Consider the following 12,131-nt stretch of genomic DNA (forward strand, 5'->3'; position numbering starts at 1 on the left):
CTATTGATGCTAATTCTAGTCCATTAGTCAGGAATCATACGCAGCTCGCACTCATTGCGCCGTTTTATTGATAAAGTTTGCTTGGCCAAGTTTTAACCGGAGCTCAACCACCTGTGAATCGTTACGCTGTATTGTGTCTCGACAATAATCCAATCAGTGCCGAGCAGTTTCGATTGGAACTGTCGGCTTTCTCTAGCAAGTTTGATATTTTTTCTGTCGAGTCGATAGAAGAAGCGCAAAGCGCGTTGGAATATCTTGAAGAAAGAGAACAAACTGTCGCGTTAGTGATCGCCAGCCATCACGCGCACTTTAATGGTGTGGATTTTCTCATTGGGCTGGACAAAACACCGCACACAGAGCGCGCTCGTAAAATTCTCATCAGTTGCTCTTCAGATATTGACGCGATACTCACGGCCGTCAACGAAGGTCGTTTGGATCATTGTTTGACCAAGCCTCTGCCAGATAACGTCCTTTTTAATACCGCTCAAAAAGAGCTGACGCAGTTTATCTTACGTAATTGCAAAGAAGACTTGCTCAGTTATAGCCAAATCTTGGACCAGCACAAATTGCTACGTGCTCATATCGAAAATCAGATGAGCAATTACCAAGCCGGTTTCTTACACGACTATCACTCGATGTCTGATAATGAACTGGCAGAACAAGTAATCTCTGCCTTGCAACAATTTTTCAAAGAAAATGACGAAACAAAAGCTTGTCGAACCTACTCTCCTGAGCATTTGCTGACGGTTGAAGGAGAACCTAACAGCTTTTTATGGTTCATAACCAGCGGAGAAGTGGCGCTTTACAAAAGAGACGAACAAGGTATGCAGCGAGAAGTGGTTCGCCATACCAAAGGGAACATTGTCGGCGGCATGTCATTTGTAACTGGGGAATGCTCCTTTTCTACTGCACTTACGCTTACCGAAACAGAAGTAATTAAACTTGATAGAAATGTGTTCCGTAAAGTAATGCAGAGTGACTCAAACCTTCTCCCCCTATTTACGAACTTACTTCTTCGTCATTTCAATCGCCGATTACAGAGAAGCATCAACACAAAATTACAATTGCAGAAAACACTCGAGTCACTTGAATCTGCTCATCAACAACTGATTGAAAGAGAAAAAATGGCCATGCTCGGCCAGTTGGTTGCGGGCGTGGCCCATGAGCTGAACAACCCAATAGCTGCGATTTTGCGTGGTGTAGAAAACCTCACTCATACCCTCGAAGGGCTACTAACTCAACTTCCGACAGCAGAAGTACAAATCAAAGGCGTTCAGCTTCTAACCAGAGCTCAAACCGCCAAGCCAGCCTCGACTGCCGAACTGCGCTCACGCGTCAAAGAACTCAACAGCACGTTACCTGATCGTGCCATTGCCAAAAAAGTCGTCAATTTAGGCCTAGAGAGCGATTCCGAACTCGTTTCCCAACTCGCCAAGAAGAAAGACAATGCCTCCTCTACGCTAGAGACGTTAGAACAATACCATCAAGCAGGTGCTTCTCTCCGTTCTATCAATGTTTGTGCCGCTCGCATCGCTGACATGGTGAAGAGTCTAAAAGGCTACGCGAGATCTGATGATGAACGCATGCACTACGCCGATATCCATGAAGGCATCGAAGACACTTTAGTGATTTTCGAAAACAAGCTAAAAGTGCATCAAGTCTCAACAGATTACGCCCCACTTCCGCATATGCTTTGCCAACCTATTGCATTGCAACAAGTGTGGACCAACCTAATTTCTAATGCGATTGACGCCTTTCCTGATAAAGGATCGTTAAAAATACAAACGAGAGAAGTTGAAAAAAACCAACAGCGTTATGCCGTGATTTCATTTGAAGATAATGGATGCGGTATTCCGGATTCGCAGAAAAAAGCAATTTTTGAACTCAACTTTACAACCAAAAAAGAAGGCAACTTTGGCTTAGGTATTGGACTGTCTATTTGCCAACAAATCGTTGCAGCACATAAAGGCTGGATTGATGTTCAATCGGAACTCAATGCCTTTACTTGTATGACCGTCTGGTTACCAGTCATTGAAGAAGGAGATGAAACATGACTAAGTATCTGATTTTATGTGTCGATGACGAACGAGAAGTCTTGGATAGTGTCCTTCAAGATTTAGCACCATTCGAAGAACATTTCATCGTTGAGGGTGCAGAGTCCGTTACGGAAGCAAAGCAAGTGATTGAAGAGATGGCGGAAGAAGAAGTTCAGCTTGCGCTGATTTTGTGCGACCACATCATGCCAGAACAAACGGGCATCAGCTTTCTTATAGAACTGAGTCAAAATGGTGACACCAAAGCAGCAAGAAAAGTGCTCCTAACCGGACAAGCGGGTCTTGAAGACACCGTTGAAGCGGTAAACCATGCTAGCTTAGATTATTACATTGCCAAGCCTTGGAAAGGTGAGGAGCTAAGACAAGCAATTACATCCCAGCTAACAGCCTTTGTTATTGAAAATGATGACAATTTGTTGTCTTGGACGACGATTCTCGATTCAGAAGCAATCTTGAATGCAATGGCAGATCGCAGAGCCAGCTTCGGAGAGTAATAGTTGAGAATAGCTCTCTAGCAACTAGTGGCGCGCTTTTTGCTTTTGTTACGTCACCATTAAGTCAATTGACAAAACCTCGACACATTTTTGTTGGTCGTAGACCTTCGTTTTTATTATGATGTCGGACAAATCAGATTACGGTTCAAGCATTTGCCTGAATCCATGGAAATAAAGAACAAGGTTTATCGTTAGTTATGCGTAAAACACTATTAGCCGCTGCCCTATTAATGGCATCAAGCCATGCCCTAGCCGCAGACCGCAACGCGCCTGCAACTATGAGCAACTTTAGCTACGATTATTTCGAAGCTCGTATCGGCGCAAGCCCTGTGACATTTGGTGCTGGCTTCAGCAAATCTATTCACCCGAATGCGCACGTTATTGCTCGTATCGACTCTGAGTTTGATAGCGACTTTGATTCTGCAGCAGGTTTTGGCTTTCACTCACCGCTAAACAACTGGGCAGACCTTACAGGTGAAATGCTAATGCGTGTGGTTCAGCCAACAAGCTCAAGCAGCACAGATGTTGGTATGGAGCTAAACCTAGGCGTGCGCCAATGGCTTGGTCCTCAACTTGAAGTGGGTGGTAAAGTTGGTTACGTTTCAATCGACAACGATGACGATTGGACAGGTTCTGCTTACGCGCGCTTCCATTCAACAGAGCTTTTCTCTCTTGGTGCTGAAGCTCGCATCAACGATTTCTACGGTGATCAAATCATGTTCACTACACGCTTCAAGTTCTAATTGGCGTGAAAAAAGCAAAACCGAGGCAATTGCCTCGGTTTTTTTATTCATAAAATGACTAACTCAAATGAAGTGGTCAAAAACATCAACATCCCTTTTCTGCTTTTAACACTTACTTTTCTGACTCGCTAACTCCATTAGAAACGAGTCAATCATTGTGTGGTTCAGTTGCCTTATTCACACAGTGCCAGTAACTGTTTTTTGCGCGGCTCTTGGATTAGTTTCCAGTGCACACCATCAATGGCACCAGCAAACTTCCACAGCAGTTTAACGTCAACATCATTGCCGTAAGCAACTCTTACTTTGTTGAACACTTCAACTGGACCAAGTTCCAAAAAGGTTTCAACATCATCAATACCCGCCTTTTTAACCATGCGCTCTAATGTAAGCTGCATGTTCGGTAGATCTCTCAAACGTTTACTTGCAGAAGACTTTTGGTATTTTCGCTCCTTAATTGAGCAATCAATAGATTTGCGTAACAAATCGTCAAGACCAGTAAATCCGGACTCAAATAAATCGGTTACGTCATAATAGTTTACAGTAGCCGTCGTCTGTTTTTTGACGTGCTTGTATTTTTCACAATTAAGCAGAGTAAATTCTTCGTCTAAACCATTACCGCCGCGCAAATAACAGCAATCATTGCTGACAAGCGCAAACATGGCGTCATCGCTAAACAAGCCGATACCACCAAACATAGAACGTTTCTGATACTCATTAAAATTGCGTACATATTTAAAAAAAGCTTGGTCTGTCATGTCCATTGACCTCTTTAATCTGAATAAATTACCCCGATTAGCGATGTCACCAGATAAACAGCAGCTTGTAGCGAATTTAAAATGTCGATTTGTTGGCGATATTTTTGTGAGTTGTGCTCACCAACTTGCTTAATCATACTTAACGTTGAAAAATAAGTTAGGACATAGGTCACATATAAAAAAGTATAAATTCATCATACGTGATTAGTTTCACACTTATTGGGTATTTAGCGATATTTTTTTGACGCATGGCGTGCCAAAAACCACGCATCGTTATGATCCGTATACCATTTATAGAGAACTTAGTACGCATTTCATTGATAATGTTCTTCGGGTAAGGGTACACTGTACGAAAGTTCTCTAACACCACGTCACAATGGAACATCTATCATTTTTTTGGCTACCAAATAACAAAGATAAGCTTATAAAAGCGCTTGAATCTGAATTCGCCCAGTTGGTCGAACAATCCATATCTACGGGTAAAATTTCGTTACCACCCATCCCCGATGTAGTCATCAAAATTCAAAAACTTTGTATAGAAGAAAACACCACGGTTTCTGATGTCGCAAATTGCCTTTTAGAAGATCCAGGGTTAGCTGCTATTGTGATTCGCGTAGCTAACTCGGTGATTTTTAACCGAAGAAACATTACTTGTAGTGATTTAACTACCGCCGTCTCTCGTTTAGGCATCTTCCGCGTTCGAGACATCGTGACCGCACAAGCTATCGAGCAATTGAAACACGCGGTCAATCTGAGTAAAGAGTGCAATGACATACTGGTAAAAAGTGCGGCCGTCTCTCGAGAGCTTGGCGCCACGATGGTGCTGGTCGTACAAGAATTCCACAAACACGAGCCTTCTGTTTACACACATCTGGAGCTGGAAAAGGCACTTCTAGTTGGCTTATTGGCCGATATTGGCTTGTTCTGCCTCATTAACGAATATCACCTGTATCTGGATAGTGGCAATTACCTTGACCCTGATATCGCGTTGCAAATCTTCCAAACTCGCTGCTCTGCAACCAGTAAGTTGGTGCTAGAACGCTGGGGGTTCGACAACGATTTTCGAGAAGTCTCTTCAAACGAAAAGTTTGTTACCGCTCGTCCAGAAGTCAGTTATTTGGACATTGCTCGAATTGCAAACCACTTATTGATGTTCCGCAATCAAGACGAACGTATTGATGAACATGAAGTGGAATTCAATTTAACAGGTGCAGAGGTCTTGTATGACCTAAGCAATATGAGTGATACTGACTTTCAAAACGAAATCAACGCAGTACTCAGTGCTAGCGGCTTGTAATTAAGTTAACTAACGTCATCCACGATAAACATTAAACTCAAGGTCGAGTGTTGTTTTATCAGTGGCTTTTGTCTCCGGCTTGTCTCACTAAGGAATTATCAAGTTTTATGTTCTCAGGGATGCTATTCATTTTTGCCCCTCTTGTAGTGGGGTACTTAATTCCTATTTCTCGCGCAGCTTTACTAGAGAAAATTAACCAATCAACTTCATACCTTATTTACGTCATTCTTTCGTTGATGGGTTTAAGTTTAGCTGCCTTAGACAACTTGAGTAGCAACTTGCAGAGTATACTGCTGTACGCTGGTACTTTTTTCGTCTGCTTGAGTCTATGTAACTTACTCGCTCTGCCGATAATCGATAAGATTATTCCGTTGCAGACCAATCACAACCAAAACAAGCTTCCACTTTCTTCTATGGCATTAGAATCAGTAAAACTGATTGTCGTCGTTGGTGGAGGCTTAATTGCTGGTCTCATTTTGCCGATAGGTCTGGAGTGGGTAGACACCGCGAGCGAATGGATCCTCTTCCTTCTGCTCTTTTTCATCGGCATTCAACTCAGAAACAGCGGTTTAACTCTGAGACAGATCTTGCTCAACAAACAAGGCATGGCGATTGCTGCCATTGTTATCGCCACTTGTATGCTCGGCGGCGTTATCGCTTCTGTGATTTTAGACTTACCACTTTATCAAGCATTAGCGATGTCTTCCGGATTTGGCTGGTACTCATTAGCAGGCATTTTGATGGGCGACGCATTTGGTCCTGTGTTTGGTGGGGCGTCTTTCCTTATCGAACTCATGCGTGAGTTGATAGCGCTGGTCGCAATCCCACTCTTTATCCGTAGCTACCCTTGTACGGCTATCGGTTATGCGGGCGCAACTGCGATGGACTTTACATTACCTGTGATTCAAACCACAGGTGGCGTCCGCTGCGTCCCTGTCGCTATTGTTAGTGGTTTTATCTTGAGTTTACTTGTGCCCGTTATGATGCTTTTCTTTGTATCACTTGCTAGCTAGATCTCAGGTTTTATCTTTAACATCCATTACAATACGGCAAAAATTTAAATACCCAGTTAACGTTAAAGTGGTCAGTACACTGACAACTTATTAATTTGAATTTTGTTATTTAGCCCAACGATTTATACAACAAATCCAATTGATAAGAGCAACATCATTCGATGCGCTTTAACGTTAATGAAGGGATAACAACCAGAAGGAAGAAGAATGAAACGCTTTGTCGTTGCAGCGCTCCTCGCTACAAGCTCAACTTTTACGTTTGCCGCAGATCAACAGTGTCTTGCTAACAAGTACGATGGCTATGTCGATGCTTCACTACAATGGTATCAAGATCTTGTTGATTTAACGGTCTCCCAATATCCTGACTTAAAAGAAGTCAGCCAGTGGTTCTTAGATGGTCGCAAACACCACTTTGAACTTAATCGTGAGGCTGTTCATTACTTTCTTAAAAATGATCCAAGCCGCGTAGCAACAGAACAACCTATCGAAGCTTGGTTGAAATTAGAGCAACACGATGTCAAACAGCTTGCAAGTCGCAGTGATGATTTAGGTGAAGCCGCTAAGAAAACATTTAGTGATCGTCAATCAACCAATCATCCGAAAAACTACGAACTTCGCTCAGCGTTTGCTGATTTGTTAAGTCACCCTCAACAAATTGACTCAGCACTCAACAAGTACAACCAATCGATTGAGAAGCTTGAAAAACAAAAGTGTGACTAATCTCTAACTGACTCTAAAACCTCCGGTTTAGAGCGATTAGATATGACCACGCTTTCATTTCAGTAACATGGGTTTCAATAATTAAAACGGGACTTTGCGCCCGTTTTAGTTTAGATTGTGCCGCTCGCATTACCAAAATAACTACAAATGATTCTTTGCCATGGTTAAGGAACAAAAAACCGCTGACGTTAGCTTTGAGAGCTTGCTAAAGATCTTCACCGTACCTGAAGGTCCTGATTCTACGTTGACAAAAATTGACGAAAGTCTCTCCCGAAACTTGAACCAATTTCTTCGTGAACACATCGTGGCAGAAGAAAAGCCTTTACGTGAAATCGAGAAAGACTTTTCTTCTGCTCAGATTCCTGAGCAACCTGAATTCGTGTCAGATCACACCGAGCACCTGCTAGACACGTTAGTGTCGCACTCGGTTCACACTTCAGCCCCAAGTTTTATCGGTCACATGACCTCGGCGCTACCCTACTTCTTGATGCCTTTATCCAAGATCATGATCGCGCTAAACCAAAACTTGGTTAAGATCGAAACATCAAAAGCATTCACACCTCTTGAACGTCAAGTTTTAGGGATGTTACACCGCTTAATTTACGGTCAAAACGACAAGTTTTATCGTAAATGGATGCACAGCGCGAACCATTCACTTGGTGCGTTTTGCTCTGGTGGCACAATCGCGAACATTACGGCGCTTTGGGTTGCACGCAATAAAGCGTTGAAAGCAGATGGTGATTTCAAAGGGGTAGAAAAAGAAGGTCTATTCAAAGCCATGAAGTACTATGGCTACGAAGGCCTTGCAGTTCTGGTTTCTGAACGTGGTCACTATTCACTGAAAAAAGCAGCAGACGTACTTGGCTTAGGTCAAGAGGGTTTAGTCGCGGTGAAAACCGATGCAAACAACCGTATTGTTGTTGACGACCTAAAAGCAAAAATTGCCGAGCTTAAAGAACAAAACATCAAACCAATTGCGGTTATCGGTGTAGCTGGCACGACAGAAACGGGGAGCGTCGATCCTCTGTCGCAGATCGCTCAAGTGTGCCAAGAGCACAATTGTCACTTCCATGTGGATGCCGCTTGGGGTGGTGCAACGTTGATGTCTAATCATTACCGTCATCTTCTCGAAGGTGCTGAACTGGCTGACTCAGTGACTATCGACGCGCACAAACAACTGTACATCCCTATGGGTGCAGGCATGGTGTTGTTCAAAGACCCCGACGCGATGAAGTCCATTGAACACCATGCGCAATACATCTTACGTAAAGGTTCAAAAGATTTAGGCAGTCATACACTAGAAGGCTCTCGCTCAGGCATGGCCATGTTAGTGTATGCGGCGATGCACATTATTAGTCGCCCAGGCTACGAACTATTGATCGATCAAAGTATCGAGAAAGCGCGCTACTTTGCTGACCTCATCAAACAGCAAGATGACTTCGAACTCGTTTCTGAACCGGAGCTTTGTCTACTGACATACCGCTATCTACCGCCATTGATTCGTGAAGCGCTAGATAAAGCGGAAGGTACTCAAAAGGAAAAACTAAACGAGCTCATCAACCAGCTCACGCAGTTTATCCAGAAGCGTCAACGTGAAACGGGCAAATCGTTTGTTTCTCGTACAAGACTGAACCCTGACCAATGGCAAAGAATGAACACCATCGTATTCCGAGTGGTGCTTGCCAACCCATTGACGACCAGAGATATCTTGAGTTCAGTACTGGACGAACAACGCGAAATCGCCAAACAAGCACCAAGTTTGACCGCAAAAATCGAAGAAATGGCCTCAGATATTTTAGGCGCGTAAGCTTAAGAATGAGTTACATCAACTTGAAAATTTCTTTCTTTTTGATGTAACTCAAACATCATTCTCGTGCGACTGGCGCAACAAAACTACGATTCCACATTCAATTCTGTAGTTTTTACAACATTTTGTTTGAGGCCTGTCAAATTCTCACTAAATAGTAACCGTATTTGGTTTAGCCAGATTGAAGATCAGGTTTATACTGAAACTATGGCGCTGGTAGTTTTCGTTAACGCCCCTCTCTAACTTAGAAACCGATGTGTTTCCACCCGTTAACAGAGCCAGCGAGTTGTTCTCTATACCCTCGTGAACACTATGAATACATTAGAAAAAATTCAAAAAAATCTGGAGAATTTCAGTAAGTCAGAGCGCAAAGTTGCAGAAGTAATTATGGCGTCTCCACAAACTGCGATTCATTCTAGCATTGCAACGTTAGCAAAAATGGCTGACGTGAGTGAGCCCACTGTAAACCGCTTCTGTCGTCGCCTGGATACCAAAGGTTTCCCGGATTTTAAACTTCACTTGGCTCAGAGCCTTGCTAACGGTACGCCATATGTAAACCGTAATGTGGAAGAAGATGACGGCCCAGATGCTTACACGCATAAGATTTTCGAATCGACAATGGCGTGTTTGGATGTTGCGAAAAATAGCCTAGACCCGATGCAAGTAAACCGTGCGGTTGACTTGCTGACTCAAGCAAAACGTATTTCTTTCTTTGGTCTTGGTGCGTCTTCATCTGTTGCTCGCGATGCTCAAAACAAGTTCATCCGTTTTAATATCCCAATTACTTGTTTTGAAGATATTGTCATGCAACGCATGAGCTGTATTAACTGCAGCGACAACGACGTGATTGTTCTTATTTCTCATACTGGTCGTACGAAAAGCCAAGTTGAAATTGCGAATCTGGCTCGTGAGAACGGTGCAACTGTTATCGCTATCACTGCGAAAGATTCTCCATTAGAGAAAGCAAGTTCACTGGCTATCACTTTAGATATTCCTGAAGATACGGACGTATACATGCCAATGGCAAGCCGTGTCGTTCAAATGACCGTTATCGACGTATTAGCCACAGGCTTTACACTTCGCCGTGGTACAGGTTTCCGCGAAAACCTAAAACGCGTGAAAGATGCCTTAAAAGACAGTCGTTATGACAAGCTAAGTCAGTACTAAGCATTGATTAAGGGGAGCCAATTCGCTCCCCTTTTTATTTCTTCTCGCAACGACTTTACTTGTATTTATTCATTTACACTTGATAAATCGCTTCTCGATTCCAATACCTCTACTGAACTCATGTGCGGCGTGCTTTCTGCAGCGCAATCTCCACTGCAATCGCACACTTGTTTTAGTATGAACACCAAACGCTCCTGATTAAGAGGTAAAGGGTTACCTTTAATCGCAACAGACTTAAGCGCATCGTTTGCTACCTGTTCAAACGAAGTTTGGCAAACACCAAACTTACCAAGCAATGGCAACTCTAGCTTATCTAACACCATCTTGACCCAAAGCACGCCGTCATGTTCATTCGCATTCGCTCTATCCGTGACAAGTTGAGCCAGTTTTCGATAACGATTGATCACATCATTCCTGCCTGCTTGCTTTGCTGCATTGATGTTTTCTTGCATCACATGGGGTGCTAAACGTGCAGTTATCACACTGTGCGGAGCATCAAGTTTCCCACCAAGAGCAGAGGCTAACCCATGAGCAGCGCCCAACTTAGCGTTAGTGATCGCCATCCCTCCAAGCAAAGCCGCAAAAGATAAATCCGAACGAGCCTTATGATTATCCTGCTTACAGCCTGCAATCACTGATCGACTCAATCGACGAAGCCCTTCTTCGCATACCATATCAGTGAGAGGATTCGGTTCGCCGCACACATAAGCTTCCATCAGATGCGTAAACGCATCCATAGCGCCTCGTCCAGATGTGTATTGATCTGTCCCATAAGTCAATGTTGGGTCGACAATCGCAACGTCAGCCAACATGTCCGGACTTCTTAAACTTACTTTTACTTTGTCCTGCCCTGACTTCAGAACGGCATTTCTAGTCACTTCTGAGCCGGTACTCGCAGTCGTGGGAATCGCGATGAAGTGAATCGGTTTCGCTTTGAGAGGAACGTTTCTTCCAACTACTTCCACATAATCGTAGACATTACCCTGATTGGGAATGATTGCGGCCAATGCCTTGCCCATGTCGATGACGCTACCACCGCCGATCGCGATGACCATATCAGGTTGAAATTTTCGCCCGAGCACCGCCGTCTCTTCCACCATCGTAATGTTGGGCTCCCCATTGATGGCGACGTGCTGATAACGCATATTTTGAGCTTTGAGATAATTGATGATGGGCGTGGCGCGCTGAGTCTCTTTTCCCGTCACGAGCAAGACGCTATACCCAAATTGATTGATAACTGATAGTGAAGATTGGAGCGCTCCTTCACCGAAAATAATCCTTGTTGCAGTCATAAACTGAAACATACACTTCCTCCCCAAAACGACAACTTTTAATAGATTGCTATGGTTTGCGTTAAAAAAAGTTGACCCAATCCACCTTGCCATTAATAACCCTTCAAAAAGTATGTTTTTATGCGTCGCTTCACATAGTTACCATGTCATTTTTAAGGTTTATTTTTGTCCGAGTAAGCGGTTATTTACGTCTTTTGGTTTAAAGCTCGTTTAGTTTTTATCCGATAGATTTCGCCTATAGATACAAGAGGTAATTGCTGCTTTATTTCCGTATCTGGATAAGGCATAGTTACTTCAACAAAAGAGAGCGCACCAAGCCTCTATGTTTGTACGCTTTCAAAAAAGAATAGAATTAGGAGAAATAAGAATATGTTCGTTGTTATTTTTGGTCGTCCTGCATGTCCTTACTGTGTTCGCGCTAAAGAACACGCAGAAACACTAAAAGCTAAACGTGATGACTTTAACTACCGTTACGTTGATATCCAAGCTGAAGGCATTTCTAAAGCAGACCTTGAGAAGACAGTTGGCAAACCAGTTGAAACTGTTCCTCAAATCTTCATCGACCAAGAACACATCGGTGGTTGTGACGATTTCGAAGCTTACGCGAAAGAGCACCTAGGTCTATTCGACGAGTAATAAGCATTAGATTTTTTAAAAGCCGCATGATGCGGCTTTTTTATTATTTTTCAGCTTGTTACTTCCCTAAGTCAACTAATAGCAAAACCTAAAAAAATTCACTTATCTTTTTGCTATATTTAGTTACAATTCGCAGTTCTAAACCTTTTTTTG

General features: G+C 43.1%; 11 protein-coding genes. 9 read left to right on the forward strand and 2 right to left on the reverse strand.

The annotated features are described in order from the left end of the window. Positions 1-113 precede the first annotated feature (113 nt). The 3 genes from NL646_RS06875 (at position 114) to NL646_RS06885 (ending at position 3,291) form a co-directional block, all read left to right on the forward strand. Positions 114-2,054, forward strand: a complete 1,941-nt coding sequence (locus NL646_RS06875) for an ATP-binding protein (RefSeq protein WP_025639841.1) — start codon at positions 114-116, stop codon at positions 2,052-2,054. Beyond that, positions 2,051-2,548 carry a response regulator gene (locus NL646_RS06880; RefSeq protein WP_005483573.1) on the forward strand — a complete coding sequence of 166 codons (498 nt, stop codon included), beginning with the start codon at positions 2,051-2,053 and terminating at the stop codon, positions 2,546-2,548. Before NL646_RS06875 ends, NL646_RS06880 begins: the two co-directional genes overlap by 4 nt. Positions 2,549-2,745: 197 nt before the next feature. Further along, entirely contained in the window at positions 2,746-3,291 is a 546-nt protein-coding gene (locus NL646_RS06885; protein ID WP_005459590.1) for a hypothetical protein, read from the forward strand. 173 nt (positions 3,292-3,464) lie between these two features. On the opposite strand, the gene NL646_RS06890 is transcribed toward NL646_RS06885, so the two are convergent. Further along, on the reverse strand, positions 3,465-4,052 hold the full coding sequence (locus NL646_RS06890; RefSeq protein WP_005459593.1) for a TfoX/Sxy family DNA transformation protein: 588 nt from the start codon (positions 4,050-4,052) through the stop codon (positions 3,465-3,467). A gap of 370 nt (positions 4,053-4,422) precedes the next feature. On the opposite strand from NL646_RS06890, the gene NL646_RS06895 reads away from it, so the two are divergent. The 5 genes from NL646_RS06895 to NL646_RS06915 all read left to right on the forward strand — a co-directional run bounded on the left by NL646_RS06895 (position 4,423) and on the right by NL646_RS06915 (position 10,050). Next, the gene (locus tag NL646_RS06895; RefSeq protein WP_021449227.1) at positions 4,423-5,343 is read left to right on the forward strand and encodes an HDOD domain-containing protein; all 921 of its coding nucleotides are present in this window, start codon (positions 4,423-4,425) and stop codon (positions 5,341-5,343) included. A gap of 107 nt (positions 5,344-5,450) precedes the next feature. Then, positions 5,451-6,356: a lysine exporter LysO family protein gene (locus NL646_RS06900; RefSeq protein WP_025610695.1), complete on the forward strand. Its 906-nt coding sequence runs from the start codon at positions 5,451-5,453 to the stop codon at positions 6,354-6,356. A 207-nt stretch (positions 6,357-6,563) separates the two neighbouring features. Next, positions 6,564-7,076, forward strand: coding sequence for a hypothetical protein (locus NL646_RS06905; RefSeq protein WP_005485575.1), 513 nt, complete (start codon positions 6,564-6,566; stop codon positions 7,074-7,076). A 160-nt stretch (positions 7,077-7,236) separates the two neighbouring features. Further along, positions 7,237-8,883 carry a pyridoxal-dependent aspartate 1-decarboxylase PanP gene (gene panP / locus NL646_RS06910; RefSeq protein WP_253664025.1) on the forward strand — a complete coding sequence of 549 codons (1,647 nt, stop codon included), beginning with the start codon at positions 7,237-7,239 and terminating at the stop codon, positions 8,881-8,883. A 312-nt stretch (positions 8,884-9,195) separates the two neighbouring features. After that, complete coding sequence (locus NL646_RS06915) at positions 9,196-10,050, forward strand: MurR/RpiR family transcriptional regulator (protein ID WP_005483567.1); 855 nt, start codon at positions 9,196-9,198, stop codon at positions 10,048-10,050. 65 nt (positions 10,051-10,115) lie between these two features. Here the strand turns inward: NL646_RS06915 and NL646_RS06920 are convergent, their stop codons facing one another. After that, a complete protein-coding gene (locus NL646_RS06920) occupies positions 10,116-11,354 on the reverse strand; it encodes an iron-containing alcohol dehydrogenase (RefSeq protein WP_015296573.1) in 1,239 nt (412 codons plus the stop codon). Between the two features lie 357 nt (positions 11,355-11,711). On the opposite strand from NL646_RS06920, the gene NL646_RS06925 reads away from it, so the two are divergent. Further along, positions 11,712-11,978, forward strand: a complete 267-nt coding sequence (locus NL646_RS06925; RefSeq protein WP_005459605.1) for a GrxA family glutaredoxin — start codon at positions 11,712-11,714, stop codon at positions 11,976-11,978. Positions 11,979-12,131: the final 153 nt, after the last annotated feature.

The organism is Vibrio sp. Y20_XG_PY13, assembly GCF_024181925.1.
In the GTDB taxonomy this organism is placed as follows: Bacteria; Pseudomonadota; Gammaproteobacteria; order Enterobacterales; family Vibrionaceae; genus Vibrio; species Vibrio parahaemolyticus.